Origin of the sequence: Nesterenkonia cremea (assembly GCF_014642675.1) — a bacterium.
Classification (GTDB): Bacteria; Actinomycetota; Actinomycetes; order Actinomycetales; family Micrococcaceae; genus Nesterenkonia; species Nesterenkonia cremea.
Genome location: NZ_BMIS01000003.1, coordinates 181,496 through 200,305 on the forward strand (window position 1 = coordinate 181,496; position 18,810 = coordinate 200,305).

Consider the following 18,810-nt stretch of genomic DNA (forward strand, 5'->3'; position numbering starts at 1 on the left):
AGAGTCGGGCTCCGGCCGCGTCGCGTTATCCACAGGTTCGAGAATTAGGCTGGTCCCCATGGCGTACAGAGAAGGCGAAGAGCGGCAGTTGATCGACGGCCGGGAGGTCATCGTGATCCGTTCGGCCAAGCGGAAGCGGACCATCAGTGCTGATCTGGTGGGCGGGACGCTGCGCCTGCGGGTGCCGCTGCGCATGGGAAAGGGGCACCTGGAGGAGCATGCCCGCGCCTTCCAGCAGAAGCTGCGCAAGAAGGCCGCCGGCCGCGAGCGCAGCGATGAGGCCCTCATGCAGCGTGCCCTGGAGCTGTCGAAGAAGCACTTCGACGACGCCGTCCGCCCGGTCAGCGTGCGCTGGTCGGACCGGCAGAACACCCGATGGGGCTCCACCACCTCGTCCCAGGGCACCATCCGTCTCTCCTCCCGGTTGAAGGAGATGCCGGGCTGGGTGCAGGACGGGGTGCTGGTCCATGAGCTGGCGCATCTGATCGAGCCCGGGCACGGCCCGGCCTTCCGCCGCCTGGTGGAGCGCTACCCGCACACCAAGGAGTCAGACGCCTTCCTGGAGGGCGTGAGCTTCGCCCAGCGACAGATGGGGCAGGTCTGACTGATCCGGACTGAACTGGCCAGCGGGATCAGGCCGATTCGGCGAGGACCTTCTTCACCGATTCGCCGTGCTTCTCCAGCTTGCTCTTCCCCACACCAGGGACTTTCAGCAGCTCCTCATCCGAGCTGGGACGCTTCTCCGCGATGACCTCCAGGGTGGCATCGGTGAAGACCATGAACGCCGGGACCTCCAGCTCCTCGGCCTGGGCGGAGCGCCATTCGCGCAGCCTCTCGAAGAGCGCCTCGTCATAGCGGGCCGGGCATTCTGCGCAGCGGCGGCGCTTCACCTCAGTGGGCACGCTGAGCACAGTGCCGCAGGTGGAGCAGGTGGCCGTCTTCTTGGACCGTGCCGAGGAGTTGGGGTTCTTCGAGCCTGAGCTCGGGGCGATCCGCCGGGTTGGCTCCTCCAGGCCGAGCTCGCGGCGCAGCGGGCGCAGGAACCGGGAGGGCTGGCGCTTGCCGCGGCCGCCGGAATGCCGGGAGCTGGCCGAGGACATGGACAGATAGGTCCGGGCCCGGGTGATCCCCACGTAGAAGAGCCGGCGCTCCTCATCGATCTCCTTCTGCTCCTTGGCAAAGGTGATGGGCATCAGGCCCTCGTTCAGCCCCGCCAGGAACACCGCGTCCCATTCCAGGCCCTTGGCCGAGTGCAGGGAGGCCAGGGTGACGCCCTCCACAGTGGGGGCGTGCTGGGCGGCGGAGCGTTCCTCCAGCTCGGCCAGGAAGGCCTTCATGGTGAAGTCCTCGCGTTCGGCGTCGAGCTGGTCGGCCAGCGAGACCAGAGCGGCCATGGACTCCCAGCGTTCGCGCACCGCACCGGTGGTCTCCGGGGCCTCGCGGCGCCAGCCGTGGGAGGAGAGCACAGCGCGCACCGCCTCCGGGACAGTGTCCCCGCCCTCCTCCACCAGGGAGGAGGTGCGCAGCGCAGCGAGCGCCTCCCGGACCTCGGCCCGGGAGAAGAAACGTTCGGAGCCGCGCAGCTGATAGGAGATGCCGGCCTGGGCCAGGGCCTGCTCGAAGGCCTGGGACTGACCGTTGGTGCGGTAGAGGATGGCGATCTCGCTCAGCGGCACGGCGCGCTCCTGCAGCACACCGATCTGCTCGGCGATCCAGGCCGCCTCGGCGTCGTCGTCTGCGTGTTGGGTCAGCTGCGGGGCCGGGCCGCGGTTCTTCTGGGAGACCAGCCGCAACGGGTCCGACCAGGCGGGCGGATCGGTGAGCCGGGCCTGCTCGCGGGTGCGGTCGGAGAGCAGAGTGTTGGCCAGCTGGACCACCTCCGGAGTGGAGCGGTAGTCGCGGATCAGCTTGACCACCTTCGCCTCCTGGTGGCGGCCGGTGAAGTTCAGCAGGAAGTCCGGGGTCGCTCCGGTGAAGGAGTAGATGGTCTGGGCGGCGTCGCCGACCACGCATATCTCCTCGCGCCCGCCCAACCACAGGTCCAGCAGGCGCTGCTGCAGCGGAGAGACATCCTGATACTCATCCACCACGAAGTGACGGTACTGCTGACGGACCTGGGCGGCCACGCGCTCGTCATCCTCCAGGATGCCTACGGTCAGCAGCAGCACATCCTCGAAGTCGATCAGGTGCTTATCCAGCTTCACGTCCTCATAGGACTGGTAGAGCTTGGCAAAGGTGCGGTGGTCCACTCCCCCGGGCTCGGCACGGCCGGCGCCCTGTTCAGCCACCTCCAGATAGGAGTCCGGGGTCAGCGTGGAGACTTTGGCCCATTCGATCTCGCTGGCCAGATCGCGCAGCGAGGCGCGGTCGGTGGTGATGTGCAGGCGCCGGGCGGCCTCGGCGAGCAGGCGGACCTTATGGTCGAGGATCTGCGGCATGGTGCCGCCGATGGCCAGCGGCCAGAAGTACTGCAGCTGGCGCAGGGCTGCGGCGTGGAAGGTGCGCGCCTGGACCCCGGGGGCGCCCAGGGAGTTCAGGCGGGAGCGCATCTCTGCGGCGGCCCGGGCGGTGAAGGTCACCGCCAGCAGACGGTGCGGGTCATAGATCCCGGCACGGACCCCATAGGCGATCCGGTGGGTGATGGCACGGGTCTTACCGGTGCCGGCGCCGGCCAGGATGCACAGCGGTCCGGTCAGGGTGGAGGCGGCTTCGCGCTGCTCCTCGTCGAGGCCTTCGAGCACCTCTTCAGCGGTCATCGCGTCTCCTCGGAGATGTCAGTGGGGTCTTCCTGAACGGCATGGTGCGTGCTCGGCTCGTCCGTAGGAGCGGGCTCTTCGGTCTCCACGTCGCCGCCGTACCAGTGGTCGATCAGGGCGCGGGAGATCGAGGAGCTCGGCGGAATCCACAGCTGCCCGGAAACCACCTCGCGGTGGATCTGCTCGCGGGTGAACCAGCGGACCGCACGGATCTCGTCGTCATCGGCGTGGGCCTCCTCCGGGTCCTCCGCCACGGCCACATAGCCCAGCATCAGGGAGCGCGGGAAGGGCCAGTACTGCGATCCCATGTACTGCACGGAGCGGACCCGCACGCCGGCCTCCTCGCCGACTTCGCGCATCACCGCCTCCTCCAGGGACTCTCCGGCCTCTACGAATCCGGCGAAGGTGGAGAACCGGTGAGCCTCCCAGCGGTAGGCAGAGCCCAGCAGGATCCTGCCGCGGTCATCGACCACTGCGGTGATCACGGCTGGGTCGGTGCGCGGGAAGGTCTCGGACTCGCAGCTCGGGCACAAACGCATCCACCCGGAGTGCCGGACCTCGGTGCGGTGGCCGCAGCGGGTGCAGAAGGGGGCGGAGGCGTGCCAGGCGGTGATCGCCAGGGCCTGGGTGAACAGGGCGGCTTCCAGCGGGTTCAGCGCCGCCCCGATCATCCGGAGATCGGCCCAGTCAACGCCGGGGGCGTCCGTGGGATCGGGCTGGTCGACAGCACTGGGCTGGTCGGCTGTACGTGAAGAGGCGGCGTCGGGCTGGGTGTCAGCGGCCGGCGTCGGGACCGCCACCACATGGCCGCGGGCCTCGGTGGAGTTCCCTTGGTCAGCGGGGACTTCGCCCAGGTACACCGTGCCCTCCGTCGGCTGGGCGGCGATGCTCTCCGGCGAGACGAACCGGATGCTGGCCGCCCCGGCGTCGCCGATGCGCACCGGGGTGGTGCGGTCCTTCAGCAGCAGCACGCGGGTGTCCGGGACGGCCCAGACCTGCCGGAGCCAGTCCTCCCGGCGCCTGTCCGCATCCCGGCGATCGATCTGGTGCGCAGCCCGGGGCGGGGCGGACAGTCCGGCGGAAGAGTGCATCCCTCTACGGTATCGCTCACCGGGGACACCCGCGCAGAAATCCCTCGATCTGTGGATAACGCCCCATAGGGTGGTGGACGTGCGATGGAACTCGATGGAACTGGCCGCCATGGCCACTGCAGCTGTGCCCGGACTCTCCCCCACCGGGGTGGCCGCGGCTGCGGATGACGCCCGCGACTTCACCGCCGCCATCGTCCACGACGCCGAGGGCAACCGTTGGCGCATCCGCTCGCCTCAGCACCAGGAGGCGGCCATGCGCCTGGAGACAGAGCTGCAGGTGCTGCGCGGCTTCTCCACCGCCATCCGCGCTGAGCTTCCGTTCCGTGTGCCGAGCGTGGCCGGTGCGGTCCGCCGCGGCGAGATGCGCACCTTCGTCTACAACCACCTGCCCGGTGCCTCGATGGACCTGGCCGAGTTGACGAGGGGACCGGCCGGGCTGATCGATGACATCGCCCGGACCATCGCCGCCATCCATGACCTGAGCGACTCTGTGGTGGATCACGCCGATCTGCCGCGCTATTCGGCTGAGCGCTACCGTCAGCGCCGCCTCAACGAGCTCGACCAGGCGGCCACCACCGGCCAGATCCCTGCGCCGCTGCTGCGCCGCTGGGAGCACGCCATGGAGGACCAGCAGCTCTGGGACTTCGAGCCCACCGTCACCCACGGCGATCTGCACGAGGACAGCCTGCTCATCGAGGGTGAGCGGGTGGTCGCAGTGACCGGCTGGACCGATCTGCACATCGGCGATCCCGCCGACGACTTCGCCTGGCTGACCGCTGTGGGCGCACCGGCCTTCCGGGATCAGGTGCTTCAGGCCTACGGGCAGCACCGCTCCGAGGAGGCAGACCCGTGTCTGATGCGCCGTGCCGCGCTGACCGCTGAGTTCGCTCTGGCCCAGTGGCTGGTGCGCGGCAAGGCCACCGAGAACCAGGAGATGGTCGATGAAGCGCTGGGGCTGCTGAACCAGCTGGCCTCCGACATCGAGACCTACGGCGGACAGCCCATCGCGCTGACCCCCATGGAGGAGGAGGTCAAGGCTCCGGCCGAGACCCAGGACTCCCGTCCGGTGGCGCGTGTGGGCGCCCATGCGACCGTCGCGGACAACGGCGAGTGGGCCGAGTCCGGCGAGGGCGATGTAGAGCCTGCGGTGATCACCGATTCCTCAGCTGACGGCTCTGCTGAGGATGCTGACACAGCTCACGACGCCGGCGGCTCCGCCGGTGCGCCGGCTGCGACTGATGAGGACGGCGAGCCCACCGGTCAGGTGACTCCGCTCTCCCAGAGCCGGTGGGCGGATCCCGACGACGAGCCCACCGGTCAGTACCCGGCAGTTCCTGCCGATGAGGAGACCACGGGCACCATCCCGCCGGTGCAGGAGACAGTGGCTGAGGAGTCCGCGGCTGCCGCTGAGCCGCCGACCACGTCTGGCTCGCTTCCCATCCAACCTGATCAGCAGGCCGAGCAGCGCGCCAAGCAGAAGAACTTCTTCCCGGCTCAGTCGGCGAACTCGGCACGGTCTGCCGGTTCTGCAGAGACCGCAGGCTCCGCGCGGACTGCGGGGTCGGCGTCGTCGGCCTGTTCGGCGACTTCGGCGCAGTCTGCGGCCTCGGCTGCTGAGGCGGAGCAGGTTGAGGAGGCTGTTGCTGATCAGACTGCGGCTGAGCACTCCGAGGGTGCCGGCGGCGAGTCCATCTACTCGCGGCATCCCGGCCTTCGCCCGCCTCAGTAGCTTTCCTCACGTTCCGCCCCGGAGGGAATGATCCCCACAGAGCTGTGGTTGGTGTCTGACGTTCCACGCCTCCACCCACATCAACCACCGTAAGGGGACGCTTCTTGTCGCATTCGACACCTCTGCAGGAGACGACCGAGCGCCGCGACGAACCGCGGATGTCTCGCAAGCAGATCGCCCTGGCCATCCTGGCACTGTCGGTCGGCGGGTTCGCGATCGGTGTCACTGAGTTCGCCATCATGGGCCTGCAGCCCCAGGCGGTGGCCGATCTCTTCGGCGAGGTCAACGAGACCACTATGGCCCAGGGCGGCCAGCTGGTGACCTTCTACGCGCTCGGCGTCGTCGTCGGTGCTCCGGTGCTGGCTCTGCTGGGTGCCAAGCGGGAGCGGAAGGCCTACGCCATCTTCCTGCTGGGCCTCTTCGCGATAGCCCATGTGCTGAGCTTCTTCGCGGCCACCTTCGAGCTGATGCTCGCCGCCCGCTTCCTCTCCGGTCTGCCCCATGGTGCCTACTTCGCCACCGCGGCGCTGATGGCCGCGCAGATGGCGGGGCCGGCCAAGCGCGCCCGGGCGATCTCGGTGGTGCTCTCCGGCATCGCCATCGCCAACCTGACCGGTGTCCCGGCGGTGACCTGGGTGGGTCAACAGTTCGGCTGGCGTTGGATGTTCGCCGTCGTGGCCGCGCTGGCGGTGCTCACCATCCTCTTGGTGATGGTCTACGCTCCGCGTCAGATGCCGCCGGCGGGCGCCTCCATGCGCGGCGAGATGCGCGGCCTGGCGAATCAGCGCCTGTGGGTGGGCATCATCCTGGCGGTCGTCGGTTTCTCCGGGATGTTCGCCATCTACTCCTACATCTCCTACATCGCCACCGATGTCTCCGGCTTCGGCGAGGGCATGGTGCCGATGATCGTGCTGATCTTCGGCTCCGGCATGGTGGTCGGCAACTTCCTGGGCGGCTGGGGCTCGGACAAGTCGGTGCTGGGAACAGTGATCACGGCCATGACCCTGGTCGCGCTGTTCATGGTGCTCTTCGGCACGCTGGCGCACATCCAGTGGCTCATGGTGCTGCTGCTGTTCCTGATCGGCTCCTCGGCCTCGATGCTCGGCCCGTCCATGCAGACCCACCTGATCGACACGGCTCCGAAGGCCCCGCAGCTGGCGGCCAGCTTCCACCACTCGGCGTTCAACGCGGCCAACGCCCTGGGCGCCATGATGGGCGGCTGGGTGATTGCCGCCGGCTTCGGCCTGCGCGCCCCGGCCTACGCGGGTGCGACCGCGGCTACGCTCGGCCTGCTGATCACCCTGTACGCGATCTACCTGACCAAGCGAGCCGGCGAGAAGGTGTGAGGGGGTTGGTGGGTGCTTCTGCCTGGGGGCCGCGCGGCGCGGGCGGCTCTGGACCGCGCAAATCTGCAGATCCGGTAACGGGATCATACAGACCGCGCACTCAGGTCCATGCAGACTCGGAAGTCGGTCGCATGCAGAACGGGAAGACACCTGGTCAGGAAGACGTTCCGCTGGGAGTGACCTCCGCGGCGCAGGCATCCACAAATCGTGAAAGCGTCTCAGAGTCCTCATCGTCGAGCCAATACATGCCGGTGCGATAGGTGATGATCTTCATGAGGCGCCGTGCGAACTCACGACGCTCCCCTCCGGCCAGCCCGCTGGAGACGATTGCTGAGGCCACTGCGTCTGAAATCCGCGGGCTCAGACTCGTGGTCTGACGCTCGAGGATCTGCGCGAACTCGTCCTCTGCCAGACCTGACGGACCGCCGAGGTACTCCGGAGACAGCACCGTAGCACGGCGCCACAGCCGCCGGAGCGCATGCCGTCGACTCTTCCCGTTGAACCGGTCCCGGTTCTTGGCCGGAAAACGACTCACCGTCAGATCGGGGAACACGACGAACGTCAAGTAGTCCCAGACATCGCCCCTTCCGGCCTCAGCCGGCAAGATGGGCAGACGTTTCCGCAATGACAGCGCGAGTCGCTTATCGAACTCGCGCGACTGGTCTCCCGTCACCTCCCCCAGGTCGGCGAGCACCCCTTCACGAAGCTGCTGGATGTCGATCTCGCTGACCGAGCGTCCGCCCGTGGGATCCACCGAGTACTCATCGGAGCGGACGACGAGCGGCTGAGGGACGTTGCCCTCGCGGAGAGCCGTCCAACGAGTCTCGACCGCCTCTCCCTTGAGCCGTCGCTGCAGCAGTGCCTTGGCACGTTCTTCCATCACAGGGCGCCCTTCCAATAGCCCACTCCCGAGCTGAGACGAAGCTCGAACTCTCTCGGGTTCTCCTCCATAAGCTTCAGAGCCTGCTTCAGGTCGTTGCCCATGCATCCCCTCGCAGTCTGATCAGCCGCCGCGATGATCGAGTCCGGATGTTGCTCGACGAAACGTTCGAGGGTTCCGCTCCTCGTGATCTCATCCGCCAAGGTTCGGGCCTCTTGGATCAGCGCCCTGGCCACGTCCTTCCTCATCGCCGCCATCACGTGGTCCGGGGCCGTCCCCTCGAGAAGAGCCTCAACGACCTCGAAGTCCGTGTTAAGGTGCAGCTTGGCATGAACGTTCATCGGAGCCTCTGGCTCCATGGCGTCCACCTCCAGGTACCACGGTGCCGCCGGAAAACGGGACTCCGTGAAGGAATAGGCCACCGTTGGGAAGCGGGCGCGGTCCCCCAGCGTGAGCTTCTGACGCCGTCGCTCCTGCAACCGAAGAGGGATCCCGAAGTCGGAGTCCCTGCCGCTGGCCAGCAGACATGCATCGAGGAGGAGCTCCTGACCCAGCTCAGAGCTCTCCGCCGTGACGGTGAGTTGCGCTCCGAGATGGCCGTACGCGTCGAAGCTCAGAGGCATTTTGCGGACACGACGGAGATTCGTGTCCGGCGACAGCATCTCCGCCACCGCGGTGACCTCTTCGGGTACATACCCGGCACGCTCCAGCGACCCACGGTCGACCAGCACCGCCAAGCTGAAGCTGATCTCGCTCTGAAGATCCATCTCAGTGTCCAGCTCCTCGAAGCTGACGACCTTCCCATCGACGCTCAGGCCCCATCGGGGCCACCGGACATCGTCCGGCGCGAGGCGCGCATAGGGATACAGAGCCTGCCTAGGCATCAGTCAGCACCTTCCCCTCCGTCACGTTCAGGTCGATCGCGGTGCCGCGCGGCACCGCCACCTTGATGGTCATCTGCTCTCCCGGGTCGCCGACGAAACCTCGGCGGGCTCCGTCCTCGACGTCGCCCGAATCCGACGTCCAGATCTGGACATCCTGAGCCTCGAGATCCTCGTATCCCCCGGCGCTTCGCGCGCGCACGTCCAAGGCGAGCTCGACAGGACCCGATGCCTGTGGGCCGACTCGTAGCTGTACCTCGAAGGTCTGTCGTCCCTGGGCCCCCTCCACCGGATGAGCCGACATGAGGGTTACCAGCTCACTGCTCTCAGACGCACGCTTCGAGGAGCGCGACGAGGTTCGCCGCCCCGAGGTGCTCTCCTCGGCGATGTCGGGCGCGGGCACGAACCCGCGCAGGTCTTCGGCCACCCGCCTGGTCGAGCGACCGTCCGCCTTCGGGGCTGCACGACGCTGACGCAGGAAGCTCTTCAGCTTGGTGTCCACGGTCCGTTGCGTCCGTTGCACCGTGGTGCTCGCCTCCTGATCGGTGGCGTGACCAGGAGTCCAGCTGTCATGGGCCGGCGGCTCCGCTGCGGCGAAGTGCGCGTCGAACTCGGGTCTCGGCTTGAACACGGCGTACCAGTTCCACGCGTCCGCCTCGATCTCCTGCCGCTGTACGTATTCGACCACCAGCTCCGCGTCGTGACGCATGTTGCACAGCGCATCGGTGGCCAAAGAACCACCGTCAGGAAGGGCCGAGACGAGCCGGTGCTGACGAGCCATGGCGAGGTCTCCCACGTGGAGCCTCTTTCCCTGACCGTTACGCCGGATCGGATGACATTCGATCTGCAGAAGCCCGCCTTCCACCTGGACCGTCATCTCGGTGACATGTGTCGCGCCCCGGGTCTGGTGATCACGGAGCGCGTTGAGGGTGTGCTTGTACGGCTCGAAGTCAGGCGCACCGGCGATGACGTCCGGGTCAGGGTCGTCGTCACCTCCGACATGGAAGCGCATCGGGGGTTCCCCGGTGTCTGGAAGCGGTGTCAGCTTGGGCCAGGCGAACTTGGCCGCCGCAGTCGCGATCTGACGGCGAAGCTCCGTCAAGCTGGAACGGTCGGAGACCCTCTGGGCACCTTCGAAGCGCGTCTCGTGGGAGTCACCGCTGTCCTCGGTGTCCTCCAGCGCGGCCTTCGCGACGAGAGGGTCGATGATCATGATCGATGTCCCGGTCTCGCCCTCCTGGAAGCGTCGGGTGAAGAGCCTCTCTCCGAGTGCTTTGGCCTCCTCCCCCACAAGGGGAAGGAGCTCCGAGTCGGCCGGGCTCCGGCCCCACCAGTGGACACCCGTGAAGCGCTGGCCCTCGTCGCTGTATTCATCACCATGGCAGACGCCGATGAGGCGGTGCTCCAGCGCACCCTCAGGGTTCCGGCACACCGTCCAGTAGACGACTGATCGCGAAGCGCCGGCAGTGAAGGCCGCTGTCTTCCCGAATCCGTAGGTGCCGCCGCTTCCCGAACCGGAAACTTTGGTGGACCCGATGTCATAGACCAGCTTCACGAAGTTGGAAGTGTGGTCCACATCAGCGCTGCGCGGATCCAGGGGACCGTCCAGGCCCAAGGTGCCCCGGTCATAGACCTCCAATGTCGCGAAGTTCGCGTGCCGGAGAGAGTCTGCGAGCGGCGACACCGGAGGCAGGTCCTTGAAGACCTCCTCCCTCAGCACGCGGGCCCGCGGCTCAGGGATGAAGCGCGCGTACGCGCCATACTCCGGACGCCGACCTTCGAGTCGCGCGTCCCAGGTGTTCTGGATCGTCTCTCGGACCAGCAACTCGACCACGGTGAGCTTAGTGGCTCCCATCAGCCGGCCGAGGCCCTTGCCGCTCACATCTCCGTGACCATGCGGCTTCGAGTAGCGTTCGAGCGGCTCCGCGCCGCTCCTCGCTTCGAGCATCATGCGTCGCCCTCTCCGAATCGTGTGATGACCTGTGCGCTTTCGTCCTCATCCAGCGGGTCCCCGAGTGCGCCCAGAGCAAGTTCGTACTGCACGCCTGTCACGCCCTGCAACATCCGGCTCGCCAGTTGCGAAGCGCGGAGCCCCGGTCCGTCTGCCTCGATCGGCCACCAACGCAGACGACGCACTGTGAAGAGGTGCTCACTGTGCTCGGCGTTGCCGACCACATACCCCGAAGCCTCCAAGGTCCCATCAAGTACGGGGACGGGGATGCCGGTTCTCTCGAGCTGATCCACAAGGTCGTCGACGGTCTCTCCCTCCGGGGCGATCTCCACCTCCAGCAGAGCCAGATGGCACCGCGCATGCCCCGCGGGGTCGAGCTGCCCCAGCCCGTGGATCGTCACTCGGTCATTGCCCGGCTGGGTGGTCGTCTTCACCTCGATCCGCGATGAGTGGCTGCGGAAATCCTGGCGTTCGCCGTCGCTCCCCTTCCACCAGGACGCCGCGTCAGCCCCGTGCTCCGCCGCCAGCATCTGAAGCATCTTCAGCTCGCCATAGAGCCCGGCCAGTTGCTGGACCGACTTTCCCTGCTTCGCAAGCTCCAGAAGGCGGCGCCAGTCACGCGCGGCCTCCGGAACCGCGTCGTCCGGGGACGTTCCGTCGTCGATGCGGACTCGGATGTCCTCGAGAAAACGGCGGAACGCCACGTCCAGCGCGGGGACCTCACACACCAGACGCAGAAAGTGGCTGTCGGCGGTTTCGCTGGAGAGCCTCATCTTCTCCGCGGAGACGGCCACCACCTGGCTGATGCGGAAGGCACGAGCTCGGCTCTGTGCCACACGGACGAAGCCGACGGCGCGGTTGGTCTTGTCCGTCGAGATGAAGAGATCAGCGCTCAGTCCCGTGACGCTCACTGGCACCACAGAGAAGGACTCACGTTGCCCGTCTGTCAGCGTGACCCCAGGACCCTGCTCTCTCACCTGGCGGACCGCCGATTCCACGTCTGGTGCCCAGTTCATCCGTCGTCCCCTCCGTTGAAGTCACCTTCGCGGTCGATGTGGTCGACCATCGGGACGTCCTCGTCGTCGACCTGCTCGGTCCAGTCCGGCACGACGCCGACATAGACCTCGTTGTCCCGTGCGAGGCCATGCGGGTCCGATGGAGAGATCATGCCGAAGCCCAGCACATGCTCAGGAGTCTGCATCGTCGTGCGGGTCTTCCTGTCATCGTCATTCCTGGGTTGCGAGCCGCTGTCCACCACATACAGCACGAGTACGCCACGGCCCGAGGCCTTCTCCCGACGAAGCTTCGCCGCCTCGGTCTCCGAACACTTCGATGGCAGGGAGTCGTACCCCGGAACGCCGGTGTCCCTCATGACGCGGAGGTCCACGAGGTGGTCCTGCGAGGACATGAGCGCGCGGATGCCCACCGCTTCAGGGTCGTTGGAGATGGAAGACGGCTTCAGGCGCTCCTGGAGCGGCGCACGATTGATGGTCGACACCTCAACATCGCCCGCGGACCACACGCCGTCCCTGCCACCGTTCATGACCACGACGTTCCAGAGGTTGTCGGTGACCGTGCTGCTGACGTCGCCCCGACTCACCTTCTTGTCCCACTCGTCGAGCCACTCGAGGGCATGCCCGGTGTTGAGCAGTCGATGGGAGTCATGAGGCCGATAGCTCTCCAGGAACTTTCGGACGTGTTGGTATGGGGCGCCGTCGAAGACATGGTGGTGCAGACGACGGCCGGAGACCCGCCGGACTCCTGCGTCGAGGACACCCTCGATGAACCTCTCTCCAGCGGACAGGTTCGCCCGAAGCGTCTCGGCACGGACGTCGAAGATGTTCGTCTCGACGCGTCGTCCTTCGAGACCCAGGCGCAGGTTCTGGGTGCTCTTCATCTTGCCGGCTCCGGTGATGCTGAGGCGCCCCGGATGCTGCAGCACTCGGATCCCCACCTGAGCAGGGGTCTGTCCGTTCTTCTTCATCACGTCGATGTCCTGCCGGACCTGGGCTTCGACGTCCGCGAGGAACTGGTAGTCGCCGGCGAGTCCTTCACTGAGCCAGAGTCGGACGAGGTCCCCGTAGTTGGGACGGAAGCCGAACCAACGTCCCATCTGCAACAGCGTGTCATAGGCCGCCGAGCGTCGGGCGAAGTAGGAGACGAAGAGGCCTTCCAAGGTCAGGCCACGGGAGAGGGTGCCTCCTCCGACCACGATGGCAGTCTGCGGTCGATCGCCATAGATGATCCGCTCGTCGGCGTCCTCAGCTCCGTTGTCGACGTAGACCTTCAGCTCGGCCAGCACCTCACGGATCGGACCGTTGAGCTGCGAGAATGTCAGCTGAGCGGCCCCCTCAGGCTCCAGCTCATTCACACGGTGGTACTCGGCGGCGAAGAGGTCCTTGAACCGGGTGAGGTCCTCCTCGACTGACACCTCGGTGCGCAGGGTCTCCAAGAAGGCGTTGATGCTCTCCCGCTGACCGAAGTGCGGCTGCACGTTGTGCGTGGTGTGCACCAGCATGCTGGAGTGCTTGTCTCCCTGACCTCGCAGCTTCCGGATGGCGACTCCCAGCACGAACCAGGTGATCGCCTGCTCCAGCGAGGGCGGCACCTCCGGGACGAAGCCGTCGGGGTCACCGACCTTCTTGGGCGGAGGCACCACGGCCTCCCTGTCGTCGTTCGGGATGGAGCGCACGACGTCGTAGGCGCCGTCGCCGTCCTCGGCTTCCCTGCGGAGGGTCGAGCCGAAGAGCTGTGCCGTCCCCAGGTAACCCGCCGGTTCTGGGAGCACATGGATGAAGTCCTTGGGGTACAGGCTCCCTACCGAGTTGGGCTCCATGAAGAGATTGGCGAACGGGGTCGCTGTGTAGCTCACGTAGCTGCCGTTGCCGACCAGGCTCCAGATGTCGAGCAGCTGCTGGTGGATGGCCGACATCTGCTCATCCTTGACCGCGGAGTCGGGCGACGCCTGATCCGACTCGTCATCGATGATCAGGATCGGGTAGCTGCTGCGGCGCTCTTCCGGAATATCCCGGAGGAAGGTCTCCAGGTTCTTCAGGCGGTTCTTGTTCTTCTTCACCACGGCGAGAAGCTGACTGCCGCCGTTCACATGGTTCAGGACATTGGTCGACGGATGCTTCCCGAAGTCACGGTGCTCCTCGGTCAGCCGGAACCACTCACCGCTCTCGACGCCGAGGTCGGCGTCAAGCCGGAGCTGAGTCTGCCGACGGAGATTGCTGTGGATTCCGGCGAGGACGATGATCAGGCGATACCCGGCGTCAGCGGCCTTCGACACCACAGAGGCATAGCTCGCGGTCTTTCCGCTCTGGACGTAGCCGACCACGAGACCGCGGCGCCGTTCGCCGTTCTGATTGGGCTCGGCAAGCCTCTCCACGATCTCGGTGGAGTGCCTGTCGATGTCGTCAGCGGCCTTCCGCAGGCCGCCCTGGTCCATCCGGCGACGGAGACGCCCCCAGACTCCGTCGCTCTGCGGACCCGGATACCAATTCTTGATCTGGTGATCCAGAATCTGACTCACGCTGACCGGGGTGAGGCTGATCCTCTCTTCTCGCTCCGCCCGGATCGCGGCCAGGACCTCGGAGAAGAGCGGCAACGAACCGTATTCGTCCTCAACACGGCGCAATGCCTCCTCCCAGGGGATCCCATCGTGGCGCACTTTGTCGGAGATGCTCAGCTCCAGCAAAGAGCGAACCTTGGCTTGGCCATCTGCCTCCGTCAATCGATTCCCCTTTCAAACGCGAGTGACCAAGACGACGATATCCCGGGCCTCCGACATGGAGCTCGAACGTTGCACTCTTGGACAGCACTCACCGAGACATGTCAGCGGGTATGTCCCCGAGGTCGGATATTGTTCCTCTGTGACTGAGAAGCACCTCATCAACCCACCGGATACATACAACACGTGCCTCCTGGAGCCTCTCTCAACAGGACACGACCGGCTGCTCGTCATCACGGGCTACACCGACCCCACGTTCATCTCTGAACACTTGCGCGAGCTCAAGCGCGTCATCCGGCGCAGGACACGAATGCTTCAAGTCGATGTGCTCCTAGGAATGGTCGCCAAGGACGGAATCACAGAGCGTGATCATGAAACCCTGAAAACACTGGTGCGGGACTACGAGCAACAACAGGTCGCGTTCAACCTTCATTACCGCCTGGACGGTCCCCCAGTACACTCGAAGCTCTTCGTCTGGGGCTCAGAAGGGGCTCCCAGCACAGCTTGGGCGGGGTCTGCCAACTACACACGCGCGGGTTTCGGGCCACAGGGAGTGACGCAGGAAGAGATCCTCACCCCCACAGACCCTGAGCGTGCGGCTTCGTACGCCGAACCGCTATTTCATAGTGGTATCCCGTGCACCAGCGACTTGGTGTACTCCCGGCCGATATTCAGACGGCGCAGGTTTGCTCCCGAAGAGCTGAGCCAACTGGATCCGACGGACTCCATCCCAGTGACATCGTCAGAAACCGCCGCTCAGCTGTCCCTCAAGCTTTACAAATCGAAGACCGGCGAAACGCATGATCCAGGCGGTGGAATCAACTGGGGGCTGCGGGATGGTCGAGATCCCGATGAGGCTTACATCCATGTGCCATCCGATGCACGACCCTTTTTCCCACCGGCTAATCACCATTTCAGCGTCACAACGGACGATGGTGAGGTGCTCATCCTCTCTCGGGCGTCTGGTGGCCAGGCTGTGGGCAAAGACCTGAGGACACCCGCGAACAATGCTCGGCTTGGTCGTTATCTCCGCAAGCGAATCGGCGCCGCGCGAGGACAGGTCGTCCTTCGCAAGCACCTAACCAGCTATGGGCGAGATGAAGTGACGTTCCGGAGATCCTCTGAAGGCGAGTACTTCCTGGACTTCAGCCCTCTGAGATAGCTCCTTGAAGTGAGCCCTCGATGATCGCTACTGCGCCGTCGACCGATTCATGCTCCCAGACACGCAAGACTGTCCATCCTTCGGCCCGCAGCAACGCGTTCGTCTCTACGTCTCGCTCCTGATTACGCCGAATCTTGGCACGCCAGTAATCTGCGTTGGCCACAGGCGGAATGAAATGTTCTGAGCACCCGTGCCAGAAGCAACCGTCGATGAGAACGATGACTCGCTTTCGGGTGAAGGCAATGTCCACCGTCCGGCGTCGATCCTGCGGTAAGGGGCGGTAGCCCACCCGGAATCGCCACCCTCTGGCATGAAGAGCCCTCCGGATGAGCAGCTCCGGCTTGGTGTCTCGCCCTCTGTTCGCACGCATGGTCCGGCGACTGTGGTCGCTGGATGCCCACGATTCGGCCACGGCCGCTCAGCGCCCTCCGAGCAGCGCGTTCACGTCGCCGAGCGTGATGATGCCCTGCTTCTGGAACAGGTCGAAGAGGTCACTCCCAGTCGCTGATGAGGCCGCGAAGCTCTTCGCCAACTGCGCCATCGCCTGCACATCGATCGCGCTGCCTGGCACGCCAGTCTCCTCTGTGATCGTGTTCAACTTCGACACGACGCCACTCTTGAACCCGGCCGCGATGTAGAGGAAGAAGTCCAGCTTTGCTCCTGCCGCAGAGGCCTTCTCCAGGTAGTTCCGCAGATACTCACGCATCGCACGGTCGTCTCCGCTGCCGAGGCTATAGGCTCTGTACGCCTTGTTATCGATGAGGCCCCACCGGTCCGTCTCACCATCGCGAACGACGACATCGGGAGTCCGTTGTCCGGAGATGCCGGTGTGTTCGGCCTCCACCGACAGCATTGTCCTGAAGATCTCGGTGGTCGCGACCTCGAAGTCGTTGGCCCGGTTCCGAGACTCATAGGCCATCTGGACATACTCGTTGAGGAACAGGCCGTAGTTGCCATGAGGATATTCCCGGCGCAGGAAGCGTTCGACCTGTGCAGCCGCGATCCCGGTAAGACCGGAGATCTCATTGACCAGCTCGTCGTCGACGCCGTTGACCGGCCGCTGTTCTGCGATGCCGAGGTACTTCGCCTTGATCAGCGATTCTTCGACCATGCGTGCGGTGACGGTCGCCTGCTGATCCAGGTTCCGCGTGTCCTTTGTCTTGTTAGGGCCTCGTCCGAACCGGCGCTGGAATGTCTCCTCGCGCTCAGGTTCTGAGAGCAGCGGTTCCGCCAAGAAATGGTCTACTGCCCTATGAACAGTGGCACGCTTCTCGTCAAGCACCCAGACACCGCCCTCTTCTCGTCCGAGAAACTGTGTATAGTCCAGCCAGTTGACGAACACGTTGGCAGTCTCCAGAAGCTTGGTGCTGGCGTTTCGGGCTGAGCCGACACTGCCTTCTGCATCCCATGCCACCGCTTCACCGCTGAAGAAGAAATCGATGGGACCCGCGCTGCTCTCTTCCACCCGCGGTTCATCAGGGGAAGGCTGGTTCCCATTCCTGACCGCCAAAAGTTCGTGGACGATGGCCTCAACCGTCTCCGAGGAGTTGGAGGTCCCATGCTTCATCACGATGGTTCCGATCTCCTCCTCACTGAGCGACCCCACACGCGGGTCCAGGAGGAGTTGGAGCACGAGCAGAGCGGGCCTGACCTTGAGCTCCGGAGAGAGGCGGATGGACAGCGAGTAGGGGGAGGGATACTGAAGCCTCATCACCTGTGTCGAGATGATCTGGCTGGGAGAACCGCCGTTGATCAGCTCTTCCCCTGCGATGGTGAGATACGCCTTGCTGTCACTCTCACGGGTGAAGATCAGCCCCAGCGCTTTGAGCATCGCAGCGTAGGTCCGCCCGCCGCTCCCAGACGCGTCCCGGCGCTTCCCTGGCCGCTTGATCCCTTCAGACTCGAGGATCTCTTCGAACCTGATGTGGCGTTCGCGGTTTCCGGACCAGGTGTCGTCCGGGTCCTCAAGGGCAATCTCCTGAGCGCTCAGCAACCACGTCTGAAGGATATGTGGGACAGAGACCAGTCGGCGCTTAGGCCTCGGAAGCATCCAATGCCGGGATTTATCGACCAAGTGTCAGTTCCTCCAGCGACGGGGGCACAGAGTCGTATTCGATACCAGCGTACGAGTCCAGCAGCGCCTCGAAGATGACCTGTGCGCCTTGCGGCGGAACGGCCATGCCGATCTGCTTCCTCACAGACTCCTTGGACCCCCGGAACTCGAAGTCATCTGGGAACGTCTGGAGGCGGGCACGCTCACGGTTGGTCAGAGCGCGCGGCTCCTCCCAGTGGTAGATGTGTGTTCCTCCACCACCTGAACCTGTCACGGTGTATGCAGGCTTGTCAGGATGAAGGCGCCGATAGATGGACGAGAGTCTGGTATTCGTCTTGATCTGCAGATGCTCCGGCATGTCAGCATGCCAAGCGTTGCCACCAGCTGGGATGTGGTTGAGGCGTTCGATCACTCGCTCCGACTGCTTGGTCGGCTCCTGGTTCTTGGCCCAGCTCGGAATGTTCGCCAGCGCGGTCCGTGCGCTGACATCTTCCGCTTTGAAACGGTCCGGGCTAGGGACCTTGAACTCGACGTCCACGTCGTTCCGAATACCGATGACGATCATGCGGTGCCGCGCCTGGGGCACCCCATATTCTTCAAACTTGTAATAGTGTGGGTAGATCCGATACCCGGCGTCCATCATGTCCCGGAAGATCTTCCTCAGGACCCTTCCGCCATCTGCTCGGATGCCACCGACATTCTCGGCGAGGAACCACTCCGGTTGAAAACGTTCAAGAGCCCGAACACCATAGGTGTAGAGTGGACCGAATTCTCCGTCAAAAGCCTTGCGCTCACCGACGACCGAGAAGTCGTTGCACGGGAAGCCGAAGGCCAACCCGTCGATACCACCACGCTCGGCCAGAATGTCGTAGTCGAGCGTCCGGATGTCGTGATGAACGACCGTATGATGGCCCTCATCCCCGCACACGTTCGCAGCATAGGTACGGCATGTGTCTGCGTCGTAGTCCGTCGCCCACTGGTGGACGATCTCGTACCCAGGGCGGGAGGCATTGGTCGCGGCGAGTCCCAGCCCACCCGGACCGGAGAACAGCTCACCGAATCGGAACGTCTTCGTTCTCTCCTGAGTCGAAAACCGCCCCTCATGCTCAGCCATATCTGCAATGCGCTCTGCTGCGATCGTCATCCTCGGTCCTTCCCCTGACCGGCTGGTCTCTCTAGGCCTACATGCTACGCGCCGAAGCTGTACTTCGCAGCTCCAGTGTGAAGC

General features: G+C 65.1%; 14 protein-coding genes. 4 read left to right on the forward strand and 10 right to left on the reverse strand.

The window, feature by feature from the left end; genetic code table 11:
• Positions 1–58: 58 nt before the first annotated feature.
• Positions 59–604: a M48 metallopeptidase family protein gene (locus IEW85_RS05055; protein ID WP_229658807.1), complete on the forward strand. Its 546-nt coding sequence runs from the start codon at positions 59–61 to the stop codon at positions 602–604.
• 28 nt (positions 605–632) lie between these two features.
• On the opposite strand, the gene IEW85_RS05060 is transcribed toward IEW85_RS05055, so the two are convergent.
• Together IEW85_RS05060 and nudC are read right to left on the reverse strand one after the other, a co-directional pair.
• Positions 633–2,756, reverse strand: a complete 2,124-nt coding sequence (locus IEW85_RS05060; RefSeq protein WP_188683318.1) for an ATP-dependent DNA helicase UvrD2 — start codon at positions 2,754–2,756, stop codon at positions 633–635.
• Positions 2,753–3,847 carry an NAD(+) diphosphatase gene (gene nudC / locus IEW85_RS05065; protein WP_188683320.1) on the reverse strand — a complete coding sequence of 365 codons (1,095 nt, stop codon included), beginning with the start codon at positions 3,845–3,847 and terminating at the stop codon, positions 2,753–2,755. The genes IEW85_RS05060 and nudC overlap by 4 nt, the downstream gene beginning before the upstream one ends.
• A gap of 109 nt (positions 3,848–3,956) precedes the next feature.
• Here nudC and IEW85_RS14305 point away from each other — a divergent pair, with 109 nt between their 5' ends.
• The gene (locus IEW85_RS14305; protein WP_229658808.1) at positions 3,957–5,576 is read left to right on the forward strand and encodes a phosphotransferase; all 1,620 of its coding nucleotides are present in this window, start codon (positions 3,957–3,959) and stop codon (positions 5,574–5,576) included.
• A gap of 158 nt (positions 5,577–5,734) precedes the next feature.
• Positions 5,735–6,922, forward strand: coding sequence for an MFS transporter (locus tag IEW85_RS05075; RefSeq protein ID WP_188683322.1), 1,188 nt, complete (start codon positions 5,735–5,737; stop codon positions 6,920–6,922).
• A gap of 154 nt (positions 6,923–7,076) precedes the next feature.
• Here IEW85_RS05075 and IEW85_RS05080 read toward each other — a convergent pair whose 3' ends face one another.
• The 5 genes from IEW85_RS05080 to IEW85_RS05100 form a co-directional block, all read right to left on the reverse strand.
• Entirely contained in the window at positions 7,077–7,802 is a 726-nt protein-coding gene (locus IEW85_RS05080; RefSeq protein ID WP_188683324.1) for a DUF6339 family protein, read from the reverse strand.
• Positions 7,802–8,686: a hypothetical protein gene (locus IEW85_RS05085; RefSeq protein WP_188683326.1), complete on the reverse strand. Its 885-nt coding sequence runs from the start codon at positions 8,684–8,686 to the stop codon at positions 7,802–7,804. The genes IEW85_RS05080 and IEW85_RS05085 overlap by 1 nt, the downstream gene beginning before the upstream one ends.
• On the reverse strand, positions 8,679–10,634 hold the full coding sequence (locus tag IEW85_RS05090; RefSeq protein WP_229658809.1) for a hypothetical protein: 1,956 nt from the start codon (positions 10,632–10,634) through the stop codon (positions 8,679–8,681). Before IEW85_RS05090 ends, IEW85_RS05085 begins: the two co-directional genes overlap by 8 nt.
• Complete coding sequence (locus tag IEW85_RS05095) at positions 10,631–11,545, reverse strand: PD-(D/E)XK motif protein (RefSeq protein ID WP_188683330.1); 915 nt, start codon at positions 11,543–11,545, stop codon at positions 10,631–10,633. Before IEW85_RS05095 ends, IEW85_RS05090 begins: the two co-directional genes overlap by 4 nt.
• A gap of 101 nt (positions 11,546–11,646) precedes the next feature.
• Entirely contained in the window at positions 11,647–14,334 is a 2,688-nt protein-coding gene (locus IEW85_RS05100) for a Z1 domain-containing protein (protein WP_188683332.1), read from the reverse strand.
• 175 nt (positions 14,335–14,509) lie between these two features.
• On the opposite strand from IEW85_RS05100, the gene IEW85_RS05105 reads away from it, so the two are divergent.
• On the forward strand, positions 14,510–15,529 hold the full coding sequence (locus IEW85_RS05105) for a restriction endonuclease PLD domain-containing protein (protein WP_188683334.1): 1,020 nt from the start codon (positions 14,510–14,512) through the stop codon (positions 15,527–15,529).
• Here the strand turns inward: IEW85_RS05105 and IEW85_RS05110 are convergent.
• From IEW85_RS05110 to IEW85_RS05120, 3 genes are read right to left on the reverse strand one after another with little or no spacing between them, the layout of a single operon-like run.
• Positions 15,513–15,941 (reverse strand): very short patch repair endonuclease, encoded by a 429-nt coding sequence (locus IEW85_RS05110; RefSeq protein ID WP_188683336.1) that lies wholly within the window; start codon positions 15,939–15,941, stop codon positions 15,513–15,515. The two genes, IEW85_RS05105 and IEW85_RS05110, sit on opposite strands and share 17 nt — an antisense overlap.
• Before the next feature lie 6 nt (positions 15,942–15,947).
• Positions 15,948–17,603: a restriction endonuclease FokI C-terminal domain-containing protein gene (locus IEW85_RS05115; protein WP_229658811.1), complete on the reverse strand. Its 1,656-nt coding sequence runs from the start codon at positions 17,601–17,603 to the stop codon at positions 15,948–15,950.
• Positions 17,593–18,726: a DNA cytosine methyltransferase gene (locus IEW85_RS05120; protein WP_229658812.1), complete on the reverse strand. Its 1,134-nt coding sequence runs from the start codon at positions 18,724–18,726 to the stop codon at positions 17,593–17,595. Before IEW85_RS05120 ends, IEW85_RS05115 begins: the two co-directional genes overlap by 11 nt.
• Between the last annotated feature and the right edge of the window lie 84 nt (positions 18,727–18,810).

Bases quoted from the DNA above. Each gene is read 5' to 3' on its own strand.
- IEW85_RS05075 (WP_188683322.1), top strand. From the start codon at position 5,735: ATGTCTCGCAAGCAGATCGCCCTGGCCATCCTGGCACTGTCGGTCGGC.
- IEW85_RS14305 (WP_229658808.1), top strand. From the start codon at position 3,957: ATGGCCACTGCAGCTGTGCCCGGACTCTCCCCCACCGGGGTGGCCGCG.
- IEW85_RS05085 (WP_188683326.1), bottom strand. From the start codon at position 8,686: ATGCCTAGGCAGGCTCTGTATCCCTATGCGCGCCTCGCGCCGGACGAT.
- IEW85_RS05055 (WP_229658807.1), top strand. From the start codon at position 59: ATGGCGTACAGAGAAGGCGAAGAGCGGCAGTTGATCGACGGCCGGGAG.
- IEW85_RS05080 (WP_188683324.1), bottom strand. From the start codon at position 7,802: ATGGAAGAACGTGCCAAGGCACTGCTGCAGCGACGGCTCAAGGGAGAG.
- IEW85_RS05120 (WP_229658812.1), bottom strand. From the start codon at position 18,726: ATGACGATCGCAGCAGAGCGCATTGCAGATATGGCTGAGCATGAGGGG.
- nudC (WP_188683320.1), bottom strand. From the start codon at position 3,847: ATGCACTCTTCCGCCGGACTGTCCGCCCCGCCCCGGGCTGCGCACCAG.
- IEW85_RS05090 (WP_229658809.1), bottom strand. From the start codon at position 10,634: ATGATGCTCGAAGCGAGGAGCGGCGCGGAGCCGCTCGAACGCTACTCG.
- IEW85_RS05060 (WP_188683318.1), bottom strand. From the start codon at position 2,756: ATGACCGCTGAAGAGGTGCTCGAAGGCCTCGACGAGGAGCAGCGCGAA.